Annotated in this window: 25 protein-coding genes and 1 pseudogene; 13 read left to right on the top strand and 13 right to left on the bottom strand. The window is 59.3% G+C overall.

Features of this window, described 5'->3' with window-relative positions:
- Positions 1 to 7 precede the first annotated feature (7 nt).
- A complete protein-coding gene (locus tag BT204_RS19375) occupies positions 8 to 721 on the bottom strand; it encodes a FadR/GntR family transcriptional regulator (protein ID WP_034126185.1) in 714 nt (237 codons plus the stop codon).
- A 336-nt stretch (positions 722 to 1,057) separates the two neighbouring features.
- On the opposite strand from BT204_RS19375, the gene BT204_RS19380 reads away from it, so the two are divergent.
- Together BT204_RS19380 and gudD are read left to right on the top strand one after the other, a co-directional pair.
- Positions 1,058 to 2,407, top strand: coding sequence for an MFS transporter (locus BT204_RS19380; protein ID WP_072448072.1), 1,350 nt, complete (start codon positions 1,058 to 1,060; stop codon positions 2,405 to 2,407).
- A 19-nt stretch (positions 2,408 to 2,426) separates the two neighbouring features.
- Complete coding sequence (gene gudD / locus BT204_RS19385; RefSeq protein WP_072447976.1) at positions 2,427 to 3,752, top strand: glucarate dehydratase; 1,326 nt, start codon at positions 2,427 to 2,429, stop codon at positions 3,750 to 3,752.
- Between the two features lie 197 nt (positions 3,753 to 3,949).
- Here gudD and BT204_RS19390 read toward each other — a convergent pair.
- The 4 genes and pseudogenes from BT204_RS19390 to BT204_RS19405 form a co-directional block, all read right to left on the bottom strand.
- Positions 3,950 to 4,951: pseudogene (locus BT204_RS19390) on the bottom strand (chitinase); the annotation flags it as partial.
- 40 nt (positions 4,952 to 4,991) lie between these two features.
- Positions 4,992 to 5,627: a lytic polysaccharide monooxygenase auxiliary activity family 9 protein gene (locus tag BT204_RS19395; RefSeq protein ID WP_072447980.1), complete on the bottom strand. Its 636-nt coding sequence runs from the start codon at positions 5,625 to 5,627 to the stop codon at positions 4,992 to 4,994.
- A gap of 319 nt (positions 5,628 to 5,946) precedes the next feature.
- A complete protein-coding gene (locus BT204_RS19400; RefSeq protein ID WP_072447982.1) occupies positions 5,947 to 6,321 on the bottom strand; it encodes an addiction module antidote protein in 375 nt (124 codons plus the stop codon).
- 1 nt (position 6,322) lies between these two features.
- Positions 6,323 to 6,625 carry a type II toxin-antitoxin system RelE/ParE family toxin gene (locus BT204_RS19405; protein ID WP_054896297.1) on the bottom strand — a complete coding sequence of 101 codons (303 nt, stop codon included), beginning with the start codon at positions 6,623 to 6,625 and terminating at the stop codon, positions 6,323 to 6,325.
- A 627-nt stretch (positions 6,626 to 7,252) separates the two neighbouring features.
- Here BT204_RS19405 and BT204_RS19410 point away from each other — a divergent pair.
- The 3 genes from BT204_RS19410 to BT204_RS19420 all read left to right on the top strand — a co-directional run bounded on the left by BT204_RS19410 (position 7,253) and on the right by BT204_RS19420 (position 9,551).
- Complete coding sequence (locus BT204_RS19410) at positions 7,253 to 7,588, top strand: DUF6124 family protein (RefSeq protein ID WP_032902107.1); 336 nt, start codon at positions 7,253 to 7,255, stop codon at positions 7,586 to 7,588.
- A 189-nt stretch (positions 7,589 to 7,777) separates the two neighbouring features.
- Positions 7,778 to 8,518, top strand: a complete 741-nt coding sequence (locus tag BT204_RS19415; protein ID WP_034126180.1) for a type 1 glutamine amidotransferase domain-containing protein — start codon at positions 7,778 to 7,780, stop codon at positions 8,516 to 8,518.
- 106 nt (positions 8,519 to 8,624) lie between these two features.
- Positions 8,625 to 9,551, top strand: a complete 927-nt coding sequence (locus tag BT204_RS19420; protein WP_034126376.1) for an acetoacetate decarboxylase family protein — start codon at positions 8,625 to 8,627, stop codon at positions 9,549 to 9,551.
- Between the two features lie 14 nt (positions 9,552 to 9,565).
- Here BT204_RS19420 and BT204_RS19425 read toward each other — a convergent pair whose 3' ends face one another.
- Positions 9,566 to 10,024: a MerR family transcriptional regulator gene (locus BT204_RS19425; protein WP_034126375.1), complete on the bottom strand. Its 459-nt coding sequence runs from the start codon at positions 10,022 to 10,024 to the stop codon at positions 9,566 to 9,568.
- A gap of 177 nt (positions 10,025 to 10,201) precedes the next feature.
- Here BT204_RS19425 and BT204_RS19430 point away from each other — a divergent pair, with 177 nt between their 5' ends.
- From BT204_RS19430 to BT204_RS19440, 3 genes are all read left to right on the top strand, one after another.
- Positions 10,202 to 11,032: an alpha/beta fold hydrolase gene (locus BT204_RS19430; RefSeq protein ID WP_032896079.1), complete on the top strand. Its 831-nt coding sequence runs from the start codon at positions 10,202 to 10,204 to the stop codon at positions 11,030 to 11,032.
- Positions 11,033 to 11,126: 94 nt separating this feature from the next.
- On the top strand, positions 11,127 to 12,152 hold the full coding sequence (locus BT204_RS19435) for an alpha/beta hydrolase family protein (protein WP_034126179.1): 1,026 nt from the start codon (positions 11,127 to 11,129) through the stop codon (positions 12,150 to 12,152).
- Between the two features lie 197 nt (positions 12,153 to 12,349).
- Positions 12,350 to 12,520 carry a DUF2986 domain-containing protein gene (locus tag BT204_RS19440; RefSeq protein ID WP_072447984.1) on the top strand — a complete coding sequence of 57 codons (171 nt, stop codon included), beginning with the start codon at positions 12,350 to 12,352 and terminating at the stop codon, positions 12,518 to 12,520.
- Here BT204_RS19440 and BT204_RS19445 read toward each other — a convergent pair.
- The 5 genes from BT204_RS19445 to BT204_RS19465 form a co-directional block, all read right to left on the bottom strand.
- Positions 12,492 to 13,487 (bottom strand): GlxA family transcriptional regulator, encoded by a 996-nt coding sequence (locus BT204_RS19445; RefSeq protein ID WP_054896299.1) that lies wholly within the window; start codon positions 13,485 to 13,487, stop codon positions 12,492 to 12,494. The genes BT204_RS19440 and BT204_RS19445 overlap by 29 nt on opposite strands.
- A 4-nt stretch (positions 13,488 to 13,491) precedes the next feature.
- A complete protein-coding gene (locus tag BT204_RS19450) occupies positions 13,492 to 14,034 on the bottom strand; it encodes a cysteine hydrolase family protein (protein WP_054896300.1) in 543 nt (180 codons plus the stop codon).
- A gap of 91 nt (positions 14,035 to 14,125) precedes the next feature.
- On the bottom strand, positions 14,126 to 14,659 hold the full coding sequence (locus tag BT204_RS19455; RefSeq protein ID WP_057977050.1) for a GNAT family N-acetyltransferase: 534 nt from the start codon (positions 14,657 to 14,659) through the stop codon (positions 14,126 to 14,128).
- Positions 14,649 to 15,860: a YeeE/YedE family protein gene (locus BT204_RS19460; protein ID WP_057977048.1), complete on the bottom strand. Its 1,212-nt coding sequence runs from the start codon at positions 15,858 to 15,860 to the stop codon at positions 14,649 to 14,651. Before BT204_RS19460 ends, BT204_RS19455 begins: the two co-directional genes overlap by 11 nt.
- Positions 15,861 to 16,008: 148 nt before the next feature.
- The gene (locus tag BT204_RS19465; RefSeq protein ID WP_054921569.1) at positions 16,009 to 16,626 is read right to left on the bottom strand and encodes a TetR/AcrR family transcriptional regulator; all 618 of its coding nucleotides are present in this window, start codon (positions 16,624 to 16,626) and stop codon (positions 16,009 to 16,011) included.
- 134 nt (positions 16,627 to 16,760) lie between these two features.
- Between BT204_RS19465 and BT204_RS19470 the strand changes: the two genes are divergently transcribed.
- Positions 16,761 to 17,201 carry a hotdog fold domain-containing protein gene (locus BT204_RS19470; protein ID WP_003192702.1) on the top strand — a complete coding sequence of 147 codons (441 nt, stop codon included), beginning with the start codon at positions 16,761 to 16,763 and terminating at the stop codon, positions 17,199 to 17,201.
- Between the two features lie 10 nt (positions 17,202 to 17,211).
- Here the strand turns inward: BT204_RS19470 and BT204_RS19475 are convergent, their stop codons facing one another.
- Both BT204_RS19475 and BT204_RS19480 read right to left on the bottom strand, forming a co-directional pair.
- Complete coding sequence (locus BT204_RS19475; protein WP_057977047.1) at positions 17,212 to 18,540, bottom strand: sensor histidine kinase; 1,329 nt, start codon at positions 18,538 to 18,540, stop codon at positions 17,212 to 17,214.
- Positions 18,533 to 19,207 (bottom strand): response regulator transcription factor, encoded by a 675-nt coding sequence (locus BT204_RS19480; protein ID WP_060773055.1) that lies wholly within the window; start codon positions 19,205 to 19,207, stop codon positions 18,533 to 18,535. Before BT204_RS19480 ends, BT204_RS19475 begins: the two co-directional genes overlap by 8 nt.
- A gap of 135 nt (positions 19,208 to 19,342) precedes the next feature.
- Between BT204_RS19480 and BT204_RS27925 the strand changes: the two genes are divergently transcribed.
- From BT204_RS27925 to BT204_RS19490, 4 genes are all read left to right on the top strand, one after another.
- The gene (locus tag BT204_RS27925; protein WP_014719228.1) at positions 19,343 to 19,516 is read left to right on the top strand and encodes a hypothetical protein; all 174 of its coding nucleotides are present in this window, start codon (positions 19,343 to 19,345) and stop codon (positions 19,514 to 19,516) included.
- Entirely contained in the window at positions 19,497 to 19,844 is a 348-nt protein-coding gene (locus BT204_RS19485) for a hypothetical protein (RefSeq protein ID WP_034126171.1), read from the top strand. The genes BT204_RS27925 and BT204_RS19485 overlap by 20 nt, the downstream gene beginning before the upstream one ends.
- Complete coding sequence (locus BT204_RS27930) at positions 19,845 to 20,003, top strand: hypothetical protein (RefSeq protein ID WP_155290827.1); 159 nt, start codon at positions 19,845 to 19,847, stop codon at positions 20,001 to 20,003.
- A gap of 155 nt (positions 20,004 to 20,158) precedes the next feature.
- Positions 20,159 to 20,728 (top strand): type 1 glutamine amidotransferase family protein, encoded by a 570-nt coding sequence (locus BT204_RS19490; RefSeq protein ID WP_057977043.1) that lies wholly within the window; start codon positions 20,159 to 20,161, stop codon positions 20,726 to 20,728.
- Positions 20,729 to 20,979: the final 251 nt, after the last annotated feature.

The raw sequence follows: 20,979 nt of genomic DNA on the forward strand, positions 1-20,979 counted from the left end.
TGATTCCTTAAGAGTGCCCGGAAAATCGATCCCGGCTGTTAGTCAAGTGCAGCACCATGGCCGCCCGTGCGGCGTCCGGGTCCTGGCGCTTGATAGCGTTGTAGATGGCCTCGTGTTCCAGGTTCGCCAACTGCCCCAGTTGGGCAAAGTCCGCGCCGCCGCGCTCGACGGCATTCACCTGGGTGCGCGGAATCATCGCCGTGCCCAGGTGCTGCATGATGTCGGTGAAAAACGTATTGCCGGTGGCTTCGGCGATCAGTTGGTGAAAGCGCTTGTCCTCCTCCACACAGCTGTCGTTGTTGGCCAGGGAGGCTTGGTAGTCGTCCAGTGCCTGGCGCATGTGGGCCAATTGCGCGTCACTTCTGCGCAGCGCGGCCAGGGCCACCGCTTGCACTTCCAGGCCCAGGCGCAATTCGAGCATGTTGCGCACGCTGGCGACCGTGTCCACATGCAGGCGCAGGCCCGGCTGCGTGTGCTGCTCCAGCACAAAGGTGCCGATGCCGTGACGCGTCTCCACCAGCCCCGACGCCTGCAGCTTGGACAAGGCTTCACGCACCACGGTACGGCTCACCCCATGCTCAAGCACGATGGTGGATTCGGACGGCAGTTTTTCACCCGGCTTGAGTTGCCCCAACTGGATGCGCTGGGTCAGTGCCTCGACCACACCTTGGGCCAGGTTGGCGGAACGTTTGCGCACAGGCGGTGTGCTTTTAATCGGCATCGAGACGGGTCCACGGGGTTGGGCTGGGGGGAGCTTATCACCCTGAACGCACGGGGCGACGGGTGGCGGCGAAAAACACCCAACTTGTATGACAACATACTCATCCCACCTCACCCGACCCTGTCTTCGCTTCGAGAGAAGCGCACACCCCGAGCCGTCACTAGCGGGGCAAAACCCAATAAAATCTGGCAAATAACCAAAATAGCCAACCTCAATACCGGCTTATAAGAACAAAAACAGCCCTGACAGGATTGCGGCCTTTAAAAAACAACTTGTATGATGTCTGTCAACAAAACACCAAACCCGCATAAAAATAATCAGGGGGAGTTTTCATTCGTGAAGCATTCAAGCCCAGCATCTGCCGTACCCGAAAGTGATTCAGCGCTCGCCCGCGCCGTGAGCAAAGTGAAGGGCCATGTGCTCCCACTGTTCGTGGTCATGTTCATCCTCAACTACATCGACCGGGTCAATATCGGCTTCGTGCGCACGCACATGGAGCATGACCTGGGAATCGGCGCAGCGGCCTACGGCTTCGGCGCCGGGCTGTTCTTCATTGGCTATGCACTGTTCGAAGTGCCCTCCAATATGCTGCTGCAAAAAGTCGGCGCCCGCATCTGGCTGACCCGCATCATGTTCACCTGGGGCATCGTCGCCACGCTGATGGCGTTTATCCAGAACGAAACCCACTTCTACATCCTGCGTTTCCTGCTGGGTGTGGCGGAAGCAGGATTCTTCCCCGGCGTGATCTATTACTTCACCCGCTGGTTGCCCGGTGTGGAGCGTGGCAAGGCCATCGCGATCTTCCTCAGTGGCTCGGCGGTGGCGTCGTTGATCTCCGGGCCGTTGTCGGGTGCGTTGTTGCAGATCGAAGGCTTTGGTTTGCATGGCTGGCAATGGATGTTCGGCATCGAGGGCCTGGCCTCGGTGGCGCTGGGCTTTTTTGTGTGGTTCTGGCTGGACTCCAAACCCCATGATGCCAAGTGGATGAGCCGCGAAGAACAAGACGCCCTGGTTGACGCCATCGACCAGGAACAGCGCGAACGTGAAGCCCTGACCACGGTGAAACCCACCCTCGGCAAACTGCTCAAGGACCGTCAGATCCTGCTGTTCTGCGCTCTGTACTTCTGCATTCAACTGACGATCTATGCCGCCACCTTCTGGCTGCCCAGCATCATCAAGAAGATGGGTGACCTCACTGATGTGCAGGTCGGTTTCTTCAACTCGATCCCCTGGCTGATCTCGATCATCGCCATGTACGCCTTCGCGTCGCTGTCGGGCAAGTTCAAGTTCCAGCAGGCCTGGGTCGCGGCGGCGCTGCTGATCGCGGCGGCCGGTATGTTCATGTCCACCACCGGCGGGCCGATCTTCGCTTTCGTGGCGATCTGTTTTGCGGCCATCGGGTTCAAGTCTGCGTCGTCGCTGTTCTGGCCGATCCCCCAGGGCTACCTGGATGTGCGCATCGCCGCCGCGGTGATCGCGCTGATCAACTCTATCGGCAACCTGGGCGGCTTTGTGGCGCCGACTACCTTTGGCTTTCTGGAGCAGACCACCGGATCGATCCAAGGCGGGCTGTATGGCCTGGCCTGTACTTCGGTGCTCGCGGCCATCCTGGTGTTCTTTGCCAAGACCTCACCCTCTGCCGTACCGGCCGTGCCCAGCGGCGCCGCCATCAGCAAACCTCTTTGAACTCAGCCAGGAACGCGCCATGAATACCCCTGTCGTTACTCATTTCCAAGTCATCCCCGTCGCCGGCCACGACAGCATGTTGCTGAACCTCAGCGGCGCCCACGGCCCCTACTTCACGCGCAATATCGTCATCCTCAAGGACAGCAGCGGCAACACTGGCGTGGGCGAAGTACCCGGCGGCGAGCGCATTCGCCAAACCCTGGAGGATGCCCGCAGCCTGGTGATCGGCCAGCCGATTGGCCAGTACCAGCGCGTCCTCAACCAGATGCGCAGCACCTTTGCGTCCCGAGACAGCGCGGGTCGCGGCCTGCAAACCTTCGACCTGCGCATCACCATCCACGCCGTCACCGCCATGGAAGCCGCCCTACTCGACTTGCTTGGCCAATTTCTTGAGGTGCCGGTGGCCGCCTTGCTTGGCGAAGGCCAGCAACGCGACGCAGTGAAGATGCTCGGCTACCTGTTCTATGTGGGGGATCGCAACGCCACCGACCTGGCCTACCGCAACGAGGCCGATGCCGACGATGAGTGGTTCCGCCTGCGTCATGAAACAGCCCTGACCGCCGACGCGGTAGTGCGCCTGGCCGAAGCGGCCAAGGCCAAATATGGCTTCAACGATTTCAAGCTCAAGGGTGGCGTATTGAGCGGCGACGCGGAAATCGAAGCCGTCACCGCGCTGGCCGAGCGTTTTCCCGATGCGCGCATCACCCTTGACCCCAACGGCGCATGGTCGCTGAAAGAAGCCATCCGTCTGTGCCGCGACCAGCATCATGTGCTGGCCTACGCCGAAGACCCGTGCGGCGCAGAAAACGGCTACTCGGGCCGCGAAGTCATGGCCGAATTCCGCCGCGCCACGGGCCTTAAAACCGCCACCAACATGATCGCCACCGACTGGCGCGAAATGGGCCACGCCATCCAGTTGCAATCGGTGGACATTCCCCTCGCCGACCCGCACTTTTGGACCATGCAGGGCTCGGTGCGCGTCGCGCAAATGTGCAACGAGTGGGGCCTGACCTGGGGCTCGCATTCCAACAACCACTTTGATATTTCCCTGGCAATGTTCACCCAGGTGGCGGCGGCCGCACCGGGCGAGATCACCGCCATCGACACCCACTGGATCTGGCAGGACGGCCAGCGCTTGACGCGCGAACCATTGAAGATTGAAGGGGGTTACGTAAAGGTGCCGGCCAAGCCTGGCCTGGGTGTGGATATCGATATGGACGCGGTGGCCAAGGCTCATGAACTGTACAAAGGCATGGGCCTTGGAGCCCGGGATGACAGTGTGGCGATGCAGTTTCTGATCCCGGGTTGGGGCTTTGATAACAAGCGGCCTTGTCTGGTGCGGTAAATCGGCTTTAGGAATGCTCAGCGCAATTTGAGCGTGACGCAAATAATCCGATGCCCAAACAGGCATCGGATTTTAGTCAGATCAGAAGCTTAGCTGTTTGACCTCTGGCACGTCTGCCAGAGGCCCCTTTTGCGCTACTGCCGATTGGCGATCTCCAGATCCGCCTCTTCCTGCTCCAGGCCAGCGAGATCAGTGCCATTGATCATCGGCCCATAACGGCGGCTGAACTCCCAGTTGTAGGGCACATGGTCTTTGTTGATCCCGTTGTCCCAATTCACCGACCAGGTCATCAGGCCCTTGATTGACAATCCTTTGTCGTGCAAACGCTTGAATGTATTGGTCACGGCTGTCGGGTTGACTACATAACCGGTGGCAGCCGCATCGACGTTGGCGGGCAGGCCAATGACGAACTTGTCTGCCGGGATCTTGGTAAACCCGCGCGTTCCGCTCACCAGACTTTCGGTGAGGTAAAACAGGAAATCCTCCTTCATCGCGTCGTTGTTCTGGGCAATCCAGGCGCCGTTGCCATTGTTGACCTCCTGCACCCAGATGCCGTCGCCCCCCTGGTTGTAATACTGCGGGGCGATGAAGTCGTAATAGCCTTCCAGCGCCTGGATGTAACCGACGTATTTGCCGGCGGTGGTGAGGTACGGAAACTCCGGTGCCATGCTGATGATGAAGTGTTTGCCTTGACTTGCGTAGTGGTCCTTGACCAGTTTCAAGGCGGCGGGCAGGACAGTCTTGTTGTCGGCGAAATCAATCGCGCTCTGTTCAAGATCGATATCCAGGCCATCAAAGCCATAGGTTTCCACCAGGCGGATAATTTCGCTGGCCAGTGGCTGTTCGTTGCCTTTATGCAGTTCGATGTGTGCATCGGCGCCGCCAAGGGAAATCAGCACCGCCCTGCCCTGGCTGTTCAGCACGCCCACCTGGCGACGAAACTCGGCATCGGACAGGTTGTACGGTTTGAAGGTTGGGATACCGTTGCCCTTCATGAAGGCCACGGCCACCACGTTGTAATCCTTTGGGACATCCACCAGGCTGATATTGGCGAACTGGCCACGCTGGTAGCCATCGCTCGGGCCGGCAGGCCAGTTGTGCCAGAAGCCCATGAGGATCTTTTTGCCGGCAATGCTCGGCATCAGCGAAGCGGCATCGTTGAGCGGCGATTGCAGTGAGGTAAAGTCAATCTTTGACATGTTCTAATCCTTCAGAACGTGTGGGTTTAACGGCGCGGGCTTATTTGAAGTCCACATCGAAGGCTTGATAGAAGGCGTTGCCGGTGTTGGCGACGATCCACATCAACACAATCACATGCTGGCCCTTTTTGTGGGTCGGCAGTTTCACTTCATGATTGACCTTGGCCTTCAGTTCGCCTGCATGGCTGTAGTACGGCACCTGGGCATAGAAGTCTTCAGCGAACGGCTGGTTTTCCAGTTGCGCGCGGGTGATGCGCTGTTTCGGATCCCAGCCATCCTTGGTGATCAGCCAGCGATAGCCACGGGTGGTGTGCGGCGCGGTGTATGCCCAGGTGACCTTGAAGGTCTGACCCGACTCGACATTGAGCAACGGCCAGGTGAAGGCGCGGCCAAGTTTCTTGGCCATTTCCTCGTGGGTGAAGTTGATGCAGTCACGGGCATCGGTCTTGCCACCGCTGAGGATGACGCCGTCGGCGGGTGGGGTGACGCTGTCACTGTCGGTTTGATAAGGCGCCGGGAACGGACCGGCCGTCAGTGCCGGGAAGTTCTTGCCGCCTTCCATTTCATTGACCTGCCAGGTTTCCAGCAGGCCAAGATCCACGGCGACTGCGCCACGGCTGGAAGGGGATGTGACACGACCATGGCGAAGAGGTGTCTGGGTTTGTGGTTTGTTCATGTTGTGACTCCATTCACTTGATTAAGAACTCTCCCTTTCTTGAAGGAGAGGACCTCAACCTAACGGAGTTGCTTTTTTTTGCCACAGGCCCATTTTTCACTCATTTTCGTTTCGTGAGCGCGCAGACCCGCAAATACTGGATATACAACCAGTATTATAGAGGAAGCCTTACGCTACTAGAGGTCGATTTCCTACAAGACCAGGCGCATATCAACACGCTTCTCTCGTAAATGGCTTTATCCCCTTCGTAAGGGATGGGCGCTCTGTCGAAAAAAAGGGACGTATCTATTTTCATCAAAACCGTCCTCTGTTTGGTCCATCAGGTTTTGCCGATGACAGCCGTTTTTTTAGCGGTAGTCGCGGTAATCGGTCGCACCGTCAGTTCCACCCCCAATGCCAGCATCAGCTTCTGGACCGTCTCATAACGCGTCTTTGAGCCGCCTTTCAGGGTTTTATACAGACTCTCCCGATTCACCCCCGCCGCTTCGGCAACCTTGTTCACTCCCTGGGCCTTGGCAACCTCGGCCAGCGCCTTCATAAGGACTTGCGGGTTATGGCACGCCATGCTTTGCGCAAGATAGGCACTGATGGTTTGCGGGCTATCAAGGAAACGTGAAGCCTCATAGGCGCTGGTGCCGGATGTATCCAGCTCGAGGATCGGCATGTCCTCTGGTTTGAATGTCGACTTACTCATGTCATTGACCTCTCAGGGCATCGAGAATCTCTTTTGCCCGCTTGATTCCTCGTTTCTGGTCGGTTTTATCGCCTCCCCACAGCATCAGGTAAGCGGTGATGCCCGTGCGCACAAAGTAAATCCTGTAGCCGGGCCCGACAAACACACGCATTTCACTCATGCCATCGCCTACAGGCTGGCAATCGCCAAAATTGTTTTCTTCGGCTCGATCCAGGCGGATCAGTACAGCCGTCTTACCCCACACATCCTTCATACCGTCGAGCCATGTATCGAACTCGGGCGTCCTGCCGATCGTATTGGTCACAGATTCAAATGTAGCCTACTGGCTACTCCTTGTAGATGCCAGTGAATTTTTAATGTCGGTGTGCACCGCCAGAAAAAATCCTAGTCCAGCCGCCGCGCAGGCAGCCGAGCAATACTATTAGCGCTTGTGTCCTCAAGACCGAAACGTTGCGTCGCGACTGAGGCATCCTCTCTGTAGGAGCGAGCTTGCTCGCGAAGAACGTAAAGATAATGTGTTCATCCAGAATGAACGCGGCGCCTATGGTTTTTCGCGAGCAAGCTCGCTCCTACAGGGAGTGAGTGAGTGGGCCGGCGTTGATGTAGACCCGTCCTACAGCAAGCTGCACCACCTTGCTCCATTGCCTACAGTTGCGTCAGAATCCGCCGGCTTGTGCGCTTGGATGGGCGTCTCTAAGGTGGCTCGGTCGCTGACAACTCAGTGATCGGGTTTAGTAGCCCGAGGGTCAATTACATTTAGTGCATGAGCTTCATCTATCAGACGTTCCTGTCTGTGCCTGATGGTGGCTGTGCGTAGGGCGCCTTCGGGCGCGCCGGCTTTGTGTAATTCCCCGGTCTACTAACCTGCGTACAGCTGCCACCCTTTCGTTTAGTAGCGAAACGGTGTCGGCCCCATTCAGGAATTACGCATATGTACAAAGTCACCCCAAACCCTCCAAACGATCCAAACCTGAAGCTTGATCAGGCAGCCCGTCGTGCGATCGATCACGCCCTCAACCCCAACGCCGAACCCTCTCCTCCACCCTCGACACCGCTGTTCAGCGTTGCCGACGATGCCAGCAATGAAATGCTCGTCGCCAATAGCTATGAAACCTTTTCCTCAGTAACCGCCCTGCTGCTCGACCTGTCGGATGAACTGACCGGTAAACAGCGCGACGTCGCGTTGGCGATTCATCAGTTAAGTGAGCTGGGAATGTTGTTGGTCGATAAGTTGATGGAGCGCGAGGCGGCTGTAGCAGCTGGCTAAACGTTCAACACGCCCAAAAAAAGCCGAGCCGTCGCGCCCCAAGACGACTCGGTTTTTTTTTGCCAAAGCAGGGGTTGACCTTAAAGCGAGGTTTAAGGTGAGCATGCACCAACCGACAGGATTACTGGACCCTGGATCATGCTCAAAACCCTTATTTCTTTTGCGTTGGTAGCGATAGGTGGCGCGCTTATGACATTTGCACAGGCTGAACCCGGCCCTTCCACGGCCGCTGCAAACAATCGCCAGATCCTGGTGATCATGACCAACCACGCCAGCTACCCCTCAAGGCCCGATACCACGGGCCTGTGGCTGACAGAGCTGACGCATTTCACCGAGGTCGTGGAAGCGGCTGGCTACACGACGGTATTTGCCAGCCCCAAAGGAGGTGCTGTGCCTCTGGACGAGCGCAGCCTCGGTTGGCTGTACATGGATAAGGCGGCGCGTGAACAGTTGCAGTCCCCGGCCTTTCGCGCCCGGCTGCAAAACACGCTGCCCATCGCCAATGTCGATCCGTCGCAATTTCGCGCGATCTACTTCACCGGCGGCCACGGTGTCATGTGGGACTTCCCTGGCAACCTCGACCTGCAACGTGTCGCCCAAACCATTTACAACCAGGGCGGCATCGTCTCGGCCGTGTGCCACGGTGTGGCGGGCCTGCTGGATCTGAAGGATGAACAGGGCAACGCGATCATCAAGGGCAAAAACATCACCGGCTTCTCCAATCGCGAAGAACTGCTATCGGGCATGAAGCGTGAGGTGCCGTTCTTGCTTGAAGACCGGCTGCTGAGCCAAGGGGCGCGTTACCGCAAGGGCTGGGTGCCGTTCACCTCATTTGTCATCACCGATGGCCGCCTGATCACGGGCCAGAACCCGCAATCGCCCAAGGCCGTCGCACTCGCCGTAATAACCGAGCTGTCCCACGAACGATAGCGCCTAGCCCCTCTCTGGAGAAAACCGATTGAACATTCCAAGCGCCATTTTAACCGGATTGCTGCTCACCCCTTTTGCCAACCTTGCGTTGGCCGGAACGCCCGAGATGCCCAGCCCCAACGACACAACCCACATCGATATCGCCGGCCAGCAGGTGCCCGTCGTCAAGGGTGGCTTGTACGACCGCTTTCGCTCCAACCCGCCGTTGTCGGTGGTTGCAGCAGAATTACCCGGGGTTGATTTAAGCTGGTTCAAAGGGTTGCAAAAGCACAAGGTCGACATCGGTTTTGAATCCTACTCGCCCAATTTTTACTACCAGAACAGTCGGGTAACAGCAGTCTATACAGCCGACATCGATAAGCTTCGGGCGTTGATGCCACCGCAGGTACTGGCCGCCGTGCAGCCCTTGCAAGTCTGGCCGGGTCGCGGGCTGATCGCGTTTACTGCGTACACCTATGAGCATTGCGATAACGACGCCTATAACGAAGTCGCCGTGTCGATCATCACGAACAAACCTGGCAAAGCCAACCTGGGCCCCTTTACGCTGGTGGGCCAGTCGATGTCGCAGGACTTTTGGGGCTATGTGCTCAAGCTGCCGGTGAATACCGAGCTGGCGCGGGTGCGCGGGGTGGTCGGTTACAACCTGCCGAAATGGCTGACCGGCATTGATCGCAAAGAGGATGGGCACTCGGTGGTGTATGACATTACCGATAGCAAGACCGGCAAACTGGACGTGTCGTTCAAGGCTAAAAAGCTTGAGAAGCTGTCCCGTGATATGGACCTGGTCACCAGCAGTTTCACCAATCTCGATCACCACGGCCAACTGGCCTATGGGTATGCGGTTTCCCGCCAGCTCAGCCATGGCTCCAGCCGTGACGCAGACTCAGCCACCCTCACGCTAGGCGATGGCAGCCTGTCCGATTACCTGCGCGACCTCAAGCTGGGGAAAATGGTGAAGTACGAATACGTACCCGAGTTCCAGAGCGCACTCTATGCGCCAGAGCCGCTCGTCAACCTGATTGGCGAACGCTGAACCTCGTGCGCCGGTCAGGCCCTCGGGGCCCGGCGGGCGCTTTTTTTTGTGGATGAGGCTGGAGCGCCCCCTTCCTCGCGCAGACGGTTTATCAGCATCTGCGCATTCTCGGCACAGGCCATGCCCTCGGGCTTGCCTTCGATGCCCTTGATGACGTTCAGCAACTGCGCCTTGTTCTGGGCCAGCCGTTGTTGCAGAACCTCGATTTCCTCGACCTTGTGCTTGAGCCCGCTGAGCAGCTCGTCATGCTGCCAACCACCGGCACTGCGGGGCATTAACTGCCGGATTTCTTCCAGAGAGAAACCGGCTGCCTGGGCACCCTTGATGATCTCCAACACCGCCTCGGTGCCGGGCGTATAGTCCCGATAGCCGTTGGATTTACGCTCAACCGATTGGATCAGACCGCTCGCCTCGTAGAAGCGGATGCGTGAGGCCGCCAACCCGCTGATTTTTGCCAACTCGCCTATTCTCATGTACCACCCACAAAAAACCATTGACCTTAAAGTTGACTTTAAACCTAAAGTCATTGGGCGGCCAAGGCGGCAATTGGTAGGCGGCGCGCTTGCCAGACACGCATGGGCCGCAGTGGGTCAATCCAGTGCCATGATCGCGATTCGATCAGGCCATCATTTCATTTGGGAGAGGCGAACATGGGCTACGTCACCACGCGAGACGGTGTTGAAATTTTCTACAAGGACTGGGGCCCACGCGATGCCCAGGTCATTTTCTTCCATCATGGCTGGCCACTGAGCGCAGATGATTGGGACGCGCAAATGCTGTTTTTCCTGGGCGAAGGTTACCGGGTCGTTGCCCACGACCGGCGTGGCCACGGGCGTTCCAGCCAGGTCTGGGACGGGCACGATATGGACCACTATGCCGACGACGTTGCGGCGGTGGTCGAGCACCTGGGTATACAAACTGCGGTGCATGTCGGTCACTCCACCGGCGGCGGTGAAGTGGTTCATTACATCGCCCGCCACGGTGAAGAGCGCGTCTCGAAGGCCGCCATCATTAGTGCCGTCCCTCCTTTGATGGTCCAGACCCCGAGCAATCCTGGTGGCCTGCCCAAGTCAGTGTTCGACGACTTGCAGGCGCAGCTGAAAGCCAACCGCGCACAGTTCTATCAGGACGTTCCCGCCGGACCTTTCTACGGCTATAACCGCCCAGGCGCCAAGCCGTCCGAGGGCATCATCCTGAACTGGTGGCGGCAAGGCATGATGGGCTGTGCCAAGGCGCACTATGACGGGATCGTGGCGTTTTCCCAGACCGATTTCACCGAAGACCTGAAGAGCATCCAGATTCCCGTATTGGTCATGCATGGCGACGATGATCAGATCGTCCCCCATGAAAATGCCGGGGTGCTGTCCGCCAAATTGTTGAAAAACAGCACGCTGAAAATCTACCCGGGCTTCCCGCATGGCATGCCTACTACCCATGCCGATACGATTAATGCGGATTTGCTGGCGTTTATAAGGAGCTGATTGATTATTGGGGGGGCGGGTGACCGCCTCCCCTCTACCTGAACCGCTCGTTTCAGGTAATGCTGCGTCCTTCATTTCAAGGACGATAAAAACAATGAAAGCCCCCCTCGCCGCCCTGCTCCTGATCAGCCTGACTGGGCCTGCACTCGCCAACGACCCCATCGGTTTCCAAACCACCACCATCCCTGACACTCACAACATTCGCCCACTGGAAATGGCCGTGTGGTACCCCTCCACCAGCACCGCCCAACCCAAGCTGATCGCTGACAACCTGGTGTTCATCGGTGTGCTTGCGGTGCCTGATGCCGCACCGACGCCCGGTAAACATCCGGTGGTGGTGCTCTCCCACGGCTACGGTGGCAATTGGGGCAAGCAGGCGTGGTTGGCCAGTGCGCTGGCCCGGCAGGGGTATATCGTGGCGGCAGTGAATCACCCTGGCACCACCAGCCAGGATCGCAGCGCGCAAGCCGCCGCGCAGTTGTGGCAACGGCCCAAGGATTTGAGCCGGGCCATTGATGCGCTGCTGGCGCAGGCCACGCCATTTGGCGCGGCGGATAGTGGCCGGATCGCGGTGATAGGCCATTCCCTGGGGGGCTGGACGGTCATGGAGAGCGCGGGGGCGCGTTTTGACCCGGCGTTGTTTGCCCGGGACTGCGACGCCCATCCGACGTTGGTGGCGTGCAAGGCTTACCGTGAGATGAACCCTGAAGGTACGCCGAGCGGGAAGGCTCAAGTGGCCGCGGACTTGAGCGACAAGCGCGTGACCGCTGTGGTGTCTCTGGACTTGGGCCTGTCGCGCGGCTTTACCGATGCGAGCCTAGCGGCATTGCCGGTGCCGGCTCTGGTGATCGCCGCCGGTGTGCCGTCAGCGGATTTGCCGGCGCAGATGGAATCCGCCGACATGGCCAAGCGGCTGCCAAAAACGTCGACACAGTACGTGGAGATCCAGGACGCCAACCACTTCAGTTTTATGTCCCAGTGCAAACCGGGGGCGGCAGCGGTGCTTGACGCTGATGTGCCCGGCGACAGCATCATTTGCCAGGACGGCGAAGGCGCGCGGCCACGGCCCGTGATCCAGCAGCAGATAACCACGCTGATCACCCAGTTCCTGGCGCGCTGAGCCCGTGGCGAGGGAGCTTGCTCCCGCTGGAGTGCGCAGCGCTCCCAGCTTTTTTGGGGCCGCTACGCAGCCCAGCGGGAGCAAGCTCCCTCGCCACAGTTACCGGCTCTGCCTTAACTGACTGGCATTAACCCAGGGCCCGGTCACATTTGTTGAAACTGGTATCATCCGCGCCTTTCCCCTTCAGGCAACGAAACATGAACCGCCAGAAAAAACTCCAGCAGCTCTTCAAAGCCAAAGCGAAAAAGGCCAGCGCCAAGCTGGCGCCTAAAAGCAAAGACAAATACATCAGCAAGGCGGACCGCTTGAAGCTGGCGACCGAAGCCGGCCAAGAGTCGGTCATGGCTGTCGAGACGCCTGCTGAGTAAGGCGCATGGCTGAAGGGGTGGCCGCTTCATACTTACCCCAGATACGCCGCAGATGCCGCGCCGAACCGAAGCCTGCGCGCTCGGCGATGGCTTCAATGTCCAGGGCCGACTCGGCCAGCAGTTCGCGGGCCACGGCCAGGCGCAGGCGATGCAGGTAATCCAACGGGCGGATGCCGACATGCTCTTGGAACAGGCGCGCCAGGTGCCGGCTGCTGGTGCAGGCCAGGCTTGCCATGCGGGTGAGCGTCCAGGCCTCGCAGGGGGCGGCGGCGATGGCGTCTTGCACGCGATGGACCGCCGGGTGCAGGTGATTGCGCCCGGTCACCCAAGGCGATAGCTGCGGGTCGCTGCCGCTGCGGCGCAGGTACACCACCATGTCCCGCGCCACGGCGCAGGCCAAGCGTGGCCCGGCCAGTTCGGCAACCAGGTGCAGCATCAGGTCGATACCCGCCGTGATACCGGCGCTGCAACTGACCGGGCCGTCGGTGACGTACAGCCGGTTTTCCAGGACCCGGGCCTTGGGTGCGAGGGCTTGCAAGGTGGCGCACAGCGAATGGTGCGTGGTGCATTGGCGCCCATCGAGCAGCCCGGCCCTGGCGGCACTCAACGCGCCGGCGCACACGCACACCAGGCGTCCGGCCGAGGGCGCGAAGACGTTTTGCAACCACAGGGTGAGCTGATGGCTGGCCGATTCGAAAGCCTTTTGGTGGGCCTTTGATACGTTCATCGTGGAGCCCACCAGCACCACCAGCGTGCCGGGTTCCAGAGTCTGCGGCAGGGGCGCCAGCCCGGTCAGTGGCAAGCCGATGGAGCTGTGCAGCGACTCCACCGGGCTGACGTACTGCAGGTCGAAATCCACCGCCGCCGGGTCCTCGGCTTGCGCGGCCAGGCGCAACACTTCAGCAGGCCCCGCCAGGTCGAGCATCAGCACATTGGGCAACAGCACGAACAGCACCGGTACGCTCACAGGTTCATCCTTCCAAGGCCTGTTCGACCGTGACGATGCGCGCAAAACGCTCTTCCAGCACCAGCTCCGTGCGTTCGCGGATTTGCGCAGAGGTGTACTCCCGGCCGCTACGCAGGTGGGTCATGGGGAACGTCAATGTCGCTTCACTGACAAAGTCCACCTTGAAGCCGCTGTCCGACGCCTGCCGCGTGGTGGTCTCGCAGCATTGCTCGGTCCGGATGCCACTGATGATCAGCGTGGTGACGTCCATCTCCGTGAGGCGAGCGGCCAGGGGCGTACCGGCGAAGGCGCTGTGGTAACGCTTGTGGATCACCAACTGCGGATTGATCGATAGTTCGCTCAATGCCCTGACGTTGCCCGATTGCATGGAGAAATGCCCTTGGTCTTCAACATGGAAGACTTGTATCACCGGGATGCCCCGCTGAACACAACCATCGATGAGCGCCTGCTGTTTTTCCAGGTAGTCGGGCAGGTCATTTTCGGACCAGTAGGTTGAATGGCGGAAGGAATGTTGCGCGTCGATCACGATCAGGGCTTTATGGGTCATGGACGGTCCTTGTGGCTTGCATCAGTGGGTAAACGATGCACGCCATGGTAAGGACCACCCACAGTGCGCGACAGACGCAAGGCAGACTACTTCAGGACGGATTCGGACATATCACCGGGCACGCCATGGCACAACGGCTGCCGGGTTCGAAGCCATGGGCGTATTCATCCGTCAGGATCGTTTCCAGACGCGGATCGACGTGAATTGCAAAGCCCAGGCGCCGGTAGAACGGAGCATTCCAGGGTACATGCTTGAAGGTGGTCAGCGTCACCGCACGCAGGTGTTGGGCGCGGGCATGCTCTATCGCCGTTTCCACCAATCTGCGCCCCCAGCCCTGGCCTTGCAGCGGCTGGGCAACCGACACTTCATGGATATGCAGGTCGTCGCCAAAGCGTTCTGCGCTGAGGAAGCCTTGAGGGTGATCGTGGTCATCAACCACCACCCAACAGGTCGATAGCGCGATCCATTGCCGATGGCGTTCGATGCTGATCGACGCCGCATCCGCCAGCCAAGCCAGCCCTTCGATTGCGCGAAATGCCTGGGCTGCGCACTGCTCGATGGCGGGCAACAAACCGGCATCTTGCGCGCGCGCCAGGCGAATGTGGGTGGACTGCTCAGCAGCCACTCAAGGCCACCTGGGGCCGTTCGCCCGCAAAGAAGAAGGGCCGCAGGCGCACGCCCACGCCGTTACCGATAAAGGCCGCCACCAGCCACACCCAGCCATGCAGGCTGCCCGAGGCGATGCCACTGAAGTACGCGCCGATGTTGCAGCCATAGGCCAGGCGCGAACCGTAGCCAAGCATCAGGCCGCCGATCACAGCCGCGATCAACGAGCGCGCTGGAATATTCAGGCTGGGCGCGAAACGCCCGGCCAGGCCTGCGGCCAGCAACGCGCCGAGGACAATGCCGATGTCCATGACGCTGGTGATGTCTTCCCACACCGGTGCAGCCAGGGCCTTGGCATTGCCCGGCATCTGCCAGAATGCCCAACTGGCGACATCCACGCCCAGCCCGCTCGCCACCTTGGCGCCCCACAGCGCGAACGCCGAGGTGATGCCCCACGGCCGTCCGGCCAGGGCGAGGGTGGCGTAGTTGAGCAGCGCCAGGCCAATCGCGCCCCACACCAGCGGCCAGGGTCCGCGCAGGAAGCGGCGTAGCCCTTGGTGCTCGCTTTGCACGCCTTGTTCAAGCTGGCCGTGACGGCGCTTTTCCAGGCGCACTGTCACCACTGCAATCAGCGCGAACACCGCCAGGCTCAAGACCAGCGCCGGCAGCACACCGAAACTTTTGACAATGGAAACCGCCGGGAACGATGGCAGTGCAAACCACCAGTCGACATGGTGGGTGGCGATCAACGAGCCGCAGATAAAGAACAGCAGCGTCACCAACATCCGGGCATTACCGCCGCCCACGGTGAACAAAGTACCCGACGCACAACCACCACCCAGCTGCATGCCGATCCCGAAGATGAACGCCCCGAACACCACCGACACACCGGCCGGCGCCACCAGCCCCACGACCGGCTGACCGAACAAAGTGCCCGCGCCCAACGCCGGGAAAAACAACAGCACCGCCACCGCCAGCATCACCATCTGCGCACGCAAGCCAGCGCCACGCCGATCATTGATAAACACGCGCCAGGCCGAGGTGAAACCGAAGGCTGCGTGATACAGCGTCAGGCCCAGCGCGGCACCGACCACCAGCAGCAACACTTGGCGTGCGCCGACCATGTTTTGCAGGAACAGCGCGCCCGCCACCAGGATGATAAAGGCAATCAGTGGCGCGACGGGCTTGCGCACGGGCGTCAGGGAAAGAGACGTGCTCATGGGGTTCTCGATTGGTTGGAAGGAGGCAAGTATAGCCCTAGACGGAATTTGATCAGATGGCGGCATTGCCGAAAGGCTCATCGCCTGAAGCACCGCTATCGCAGCCCTCGCTGAAGCTCGACAGCTCCCACAGGGGATGGAGGACTGACTAACCCAGGCTGATCGACTTCCACGCTGCTTCAGCCAGCAGTTCGCGGTATTCAAATGGACTCTTTTTGACCTTCGCCGACAACCACGCACGCGAGTAACTTTCCGCCGCGCCAATGATCAGCGAAGGGATCAGCTCGGCAGGCAAGTGACTGAAATGCTCCTTGCGCCCTTCCCCGCTCATCCATTCCTTCAACTGCTGGTTGCGCTGTTTGTTGCGTGCAAGCAGCTCGTCCTTGAACGGCCCGCTGGAGACGGCAAAACGGCTTTGGAACACGAACCGCGCCCAGTCCGGCTGTGCGGTCACCCATTCAACGTAGCTGTACACCAGCCCGACGACGCCTGCGTGGGCGGTGTCCGCTGCTTGCAGATAGTGGTCACGCAGACTGGCCTGGTCCTCCAGCGCCGCAAAGAACAGCGCAGCGACCAACCCTTCTTTATTGCCGAAGTGGTGATAGATAGCGCCCACGCTGGTGTCGCAGCGCGCGCGAATGGTTTCGATAGAGGTCGCCTCGATGCCCACCTCGTTAAAACACGCCAGTGCTTCGCGCAGGATGATGCGCTTGAGGTCGCTGCGCCTGCCGGGGAAGGTGCGCTCGATGAGATCGATGGAGTGCATGGAGGAACGCCAAATCAAAACAGTTTATAGGCTGAACGACCGGCAGAGAAAGCTCAGGTTGACAGTCGTGGAATCAACAGAATATTGTTCCGTTACAGAATATTATTCTGTAAATGACCCTTGAGGATATTCCGATGAGCCAAGCCCTGAGCATGTTCAATAGCGTAGGCCCCGCCGCATTCAGCAACCTGGCGTGCCAAATGGCACCCTACTTCAGCACCATCACTCCCGAGATCGCGGAGCTCAAACCCAACCATGCGGTGGTCACCGTGCCGTTTCGCAAGGAAATCACCAATCACCTGGCCTCGGTGCATGCCATCGCACTGTGCAACGCCGCCGAACTGGCCGGCGGCATGATGACCGACGCGTCGATCCCCGCAGGCGCACGCTGGATTCCCAAAGGCATGACTGTGGAATATCTGGCCAAGGCGAAAACCGATATCCGCGCTGTTGCCGATGGCAGCGCTATCGATTGGCAAACCGCCGGAGACAAGATCGTGCCGGTGGAGATCTTCGATGCGGGCGGCGTCAAGGTCTTCACCGCCCACATCACCATGAATGTGAAGCTCGCTTAGACACAATCGTTCAACAGACTACAGGTGCGCCGTCTGCCGGCGGCGTGTCCCGTACATTCGTAAAATCAAGAATGACCGTAAACCGTTGCTGCTCGCGGATCACCTCAATCTGCCAGCCCAGCTTTGCGCACAACTGCCGCATCAACTGCAACCCAAGCCCATATCCAAAATCATCGGACTCCTGCCGCGGCTTGACCTCACTGATGTAATTGGCAATCACCAGCCGGGGGTATTTGAAACTGATATCCACCGTGCCCTCTTCCGCGTATTGCAGCGCATTGCGCAGGAAGTTGCCGATCACGATACGGCACGCCGTAGGGGGCAGCCGGCAAGGTTCGTTGTGGATGTCGATGCTTAGCTCAATATCCCGGTGACCGATCAGGTAGCGGTGCCTTTCAATCAGTTCGCCAACTACTTCGCTCAGATTAACGTCTTCCTCGGGCAACGACTCTGGACGTTCGCGACTCATCCACAGCAATGTCTCGGCGATGAGCTGCATATTGAGCACCGAGCGTTCTACGCGCTGCAACGAGGGTGGTAGCACACCACCCGATTGCAGGGCCAACAATTCGATATTGGCCTTGAGCACCGCCAGCGGCGTGCGCAGTTCATGGCTGGTGTAGCGCAACAGACGGCCTTCTCGCTGGCTGGCGGCCTGCACTTGTTCAACACTTTTGGCCAGGGCATCGGCCAACATATTGAACTCCTTGAAGTTGAAACCCGGCCGCTCGCTGGCCAGGGCGTCAGGATTGTTCAGGGTGCTGGACCATTGGATCAGACGTCCCAGCGGACGCACCAACCACCACACCAACAGCGCGATGATAATCAGCGCCGGCACGAATACGGCCAGGCTGATGAGCTGGACGCTTTCCAGTACCTGGTCAAAGTAGGCGTCGGACAATGGCGTCTCCACCTCTCCCCCTACTTCCTTATCGTGGTCGATGTCATACATGTAGAGGGTTTTGCCGTCGCCCAGAGGTTGTTCGAGAACGATATGGAACGGCGCCTCGTCGTCATCGGAATAGAGATCGCCGAAGATATTCACCGCACCAAAGGACAGGCTCGGCGGTGCATTCAGCAACTCGCGCACGTCCTGCGGCAACGCCTCCTTGCCGATGACGCTGGTGTAGTAGTAATTGTGCGGCGTCGGCGTGGTCGGGTCCTGTTTGTAGTGCCGGAGAAAATACAGGGCTTCCTCCTCCATCATCGCGCTGGCGGTGTAGAACAGGCCGCGCACGGTGAATTCAGGCAGCAGCCTGCTATAGATCACCAGCACCACCGCAATCAGACACAGGAAACTGCCGCTGATTACCCACTTCAGGCTCAGGCCGCTACGCATGGGCCTTTACCTGGATGCCGACACCCGCCAGGGTATGGATCAATGGCCGGCCAAAAGGTTTGTCTACCGTCTTGCGCAGCCGATGCATATGCACTTTGAGCGTATTACTGTCGGGCGGCTCATCGCCCCAGATTTTGCTTTCCAACCGCTCCCTGGGAACAGGCTCGGGACTGGCCCGCATCAAGTGCTCCAGCAAGGCCCAGCAAATGGGTGACAGATGCAGCTCCTGCCCTGCCCGGCTGACTTGGCGGGTGGTCAGCTCCATGACCAAGTCGTCTACTTGCAGGCGGCTGGTCTGGCCGCTGCGCCGCAGGCTCAAGGCGCGAATCCGCGCCACCAGCTCGGCAAGCTCGAACGGCTTGACCAGATAGTCGTCGGCTCCCGCAGCAAAACTGGCGAGCTTGTCGGGCAACGCATCCAGCGAGGTCAGCATCAGGATGGGGGTCTGGATGCCTTGCTGGCGTAACCCTGCGCACAACTGCTGGCCGTTCAGTCGCGGCAGCATGATGTCCAGCAGAATGACGTCGTAATGCTGGTTGAGCGCCAGGTTGAGCCCGGCCTGGCCATTGCTGGCGTGATCGCAGACGATTCCGCTGATCTCCAGGTACTCGATGACAGTGGTGGCCAGGTCCAGGTTGTCCTCGACCAGCAGCAGATGAATATGCACGGAAAAACCCTCGGGCAGATGGTGCTCAGCGGTGTGAAGGATAGCGGAAGTCGGGCTGTTTCCTGCGATGTTTACCTGGTGTTAACCCCGTGCTGCTTAGGCTAAGGCTCTTCTTATCCAGAGCTCGTCACCGTCATGAACCTGTATTCGATGATCAAAGGGGTGCTGTTAGCCGTGATTTTCCTCGCGCTGATGGTGGGCATCCTTCCACAGCAAACTCAGTTGGTACGCATGGGAGGCAGTGGCTGGTTTCTGATTGGCCAGAATGTTGAGCAGACAGGGTCGTGTCATGTCGCCCGTGCGTCGTGATGAGCTGGGCGCCAACTATGCCAGCCAGTTGGTCGCCTGCGTGGTGCTGGTTATTGGTGTGGCGGTTTCGATGGGTATCTATATCGCGCGCTTGAATGCGCACCTCGATGAGCAACGCAACCTGACCTCGGTGTATCTGCCCGACTGCCCTGACGGCCGTGGTGGTTTTATGGTCTATCCCGATGACAGGCGCAGTGGTGACGAGTGCTACACCGCGCAGGAAGATGAGTCGATCGATGTCGATGAGCTGCAGCGGCTATCAGGCTGGAGCCTTGCGCAACGGTTCGACTCCATCCCGCCAGCGGCTCAATCACCGCGCACGTTTTAGATGCACAGCCTTTATGCTTACCCAGTGCAGGCGCCGGGCCGCTCTAAAGCCGCTGCGCTGGAGGCAGACTTGCTGCCAGGCCAGGTCGCCAACGGCGAGCTGCGCAGCGCACCAGAACACCCTCTCAACGTTTCACGCCTGAACATGCCGCCGCGTTGATCACTGTCATTGCCAGTTGAAACACATACTGCCAATACTCCACCACACCATTCATCAGCCCCGCTGGCGAGTACACTCGACAGCAATGCCCACCAGGACAACCCTGCTGGGCAGGTTGCTGCTGATTATCATGGAAACTTGAGAAGGACACTCAAATGGTACGTGCCGTTACTATCCTCACCGAGAATTTTTCTGACTGGGAGCCCGCGCTGATCAATTCCACGGGCCGTGCCTACTATGGCTTCGAGACTTTTTTTGCCGCTCCCGGTGGCAAGCAAGTGACATCATCCGGTGGCATGACCATCATTCCCGACCTGGCCATCGAGGCCATTCGGCTGGACGATGTCGACTTGCTGATTGTGCCGGGAGGCCCGATCTGGAGAACAGACAACGCCCCCGCCATCGAGGCGCTGGTCCGTGAGGCTCACGCCAGGAACATCGTCGTGGCGGGAATCTGTGACGGTACCCGCGTACTGGCCAAGGCTGGAGTGCTGGATCACTTGCAGCACACCTCCAACTCCGCTGACAACCTCAAGCAGGTGCATTATCGCGGAGCAGATTATTACCAAGACGTACCGTACGCCGTTGCCGACCAGGGAGTGGTCACGGCTCCTGGCAGCGCGCCGGTCAGTTTCATGGCCCAAATTCTCGACACCTTGGGTTTGAAAGACAAGAAGCTGGATGCCTACCTGGCCATGCATGCGGCTGAACATATTCACGGCTGAACCCCTTCCCTCTGTCTCTCCCCCTCATCTCGGCGCTGCGGCCTGTTACCGGGCCGTAGCGCGCTTCACCGTTGAACCGCCCCTCCAATACTCAAAGCGGCAGAACCGATGCTGAACATGATTGAGTGGTGGATATGTATGAACATACCGCCTGACGAGGTCAACAAAATCGCCCGGTTCCGCGAACTCAATGATGCTCAAAAAGCGCTGATGCTTTCAGCTCGTAAGAAGTCAGGGAAATTCACGGAGGG

It is taken from the genome of Pseudomonas sp. NFPP02 (assembly GCF_900119355.1).
Lineage (GTDB): Bacteria > Pseudomonadota > Gammaproteobacteria > Pseudomonadales > Pseudomonadaceae > Aquipseudomonas > Aquipseudomonas paracarnis.

Bases quoted from the DNA above. Each gene is read 5' to 3' on its own strand.
- BT204_RS27925 (WP_014719228.1), top strand. From the start codon at position 19,343: ATGAACCTGTATTCGATGATCAAAGGGGTGCTGTTAGCCGTGATTTTC.
- BT204_RS19395 (WP_072447980.1), bottom strand. From the start codon at position 5,627: ATGAACAAACCACAAACCCAGACACCTCTTCGCCATGGTCGTGTCACA.
- BT204_RS19490 (WP_057977043.1), top strand. From the start codon at position 20,159: ATGGTACGTGCCGTTACTATCCTCACCGAGAATTTTTCTGACTGGGAG.
- BT204_RS19430 (WP_032896079.1), top strand. From the start codon at position 10,202: ATGGGCTACGTCACCACGCGAGACGGTGTTGAAATTTTCTACAAGGAC.
- BT204_RS19470 (WP_003192702.1), top strand. From the start codon at position 16,761: ATGAGCCAAGCCCTGAGCATGTTCAATAGCGTAGGCCCCGCCGCATTC.
- BT204_RS19400 (WP_072447982.1), bottom strand. From the start codon at position 6,321: ATGAGTAAGTCGACATTCAAACCAGAGGACATGCCGATCCTCGAGCTG.
- BT204_RS19420 (WP_034126376.1), top strand. From the start codon at position 8,625: ATGCCCAGCCCCAACGACACAACCCACATCGATATCGCCGGCCAGCAG.
- BT204_RS19485 (WP_034126171.1), top strand. From the start codon at position 19,497: ATGTCGCCCGTGCGTCGTGATGAGCTGGGCGCCAACTATGCCAGCCAG.
- BT204_RS19435 (WP_034126179.1), top strand. From the start codon at position 11,127: ATGAAAGCCCCCCTCGCCGCCCTGCTCCTGATCAGCCTGACTGGGCCT.
- BT204_RS19410 (WP_032902107.1), top strand. From the start codon at position 7,253: ATGTACAAAGTCACCCCAAACCCTCCAAACGATCCAAACCTGAAGCTT.
- BT204_RS19440 (WP_072447984.1), top strand. From the start codon at position 12,350: ATGAACCGCCAGAAAAAACTCCAGCAGCTCTTCAAAGCCAAAGCGAAA.
- BT204_RS27930 (WP_155290827.1), top strand. From the start codon at position 19,845: ATGCACAGCCTTTATGCTTACCCAGTGCAGGCGCCGGGCCGCTCTAAA.
- BT204_RS19375 (WP_034126185.1), bottom strand. From the start codon at position 721: ATGCCGATTAAAAGCACACCGCCTGTGCGCAAACGTTCCGCCAACCTG.
- BT204_RS19415 (WP_034126180.1), top strand. From the start codon at position 7,778: ATGACATTTGCACAGGCTGAACCCGGCCCTTCCACGGCCGCTGCAAAC.
- BT204_RS19425 (WP_034126375.1), bottom strand. From the start codon at position 10,024: ATGAGAATAGGCGAGTTGGCAAAAATCAGCGGGTTGGCGGCCTCACGC.
- BT204_RS19475 (WP_057977047.1), bottom strand. From the start codon at position 18,540: ATGCGTAGCGGCCTGAGCCTGAAGTGGGTAATCAGCGGCAGTTTCCTG.
- BT204_RS19450 (WP_054896300.1), bottom strand. From the start codon at position 14,034: ATGACCCATAAAGCCCTGATCGTGATCGACGCGCAACATTCCTTCCGC.
- BT204_RS19465 (WP_054921569.1), bottom strand. From the start codon at position 16,626: ATGCACTCCATCGATCTCATCGAGCGCACCTTCCCCGGCAGGCGCAGC.
- BT204_RS19460 (WP_057977048.1), bottom strand. From the start codon at position 15,860: ATGAGCACGTCTCTTTCCCTGACGCCCGTGCGCAAGCCCGTCGCGCCA.
- gudD (WP_072447976.1), top strand. From the start codon at position 2,427: ATGAATACCCCTGTCGTTACTCATTTCCAAGTCATCCCCGTCGCCGGC.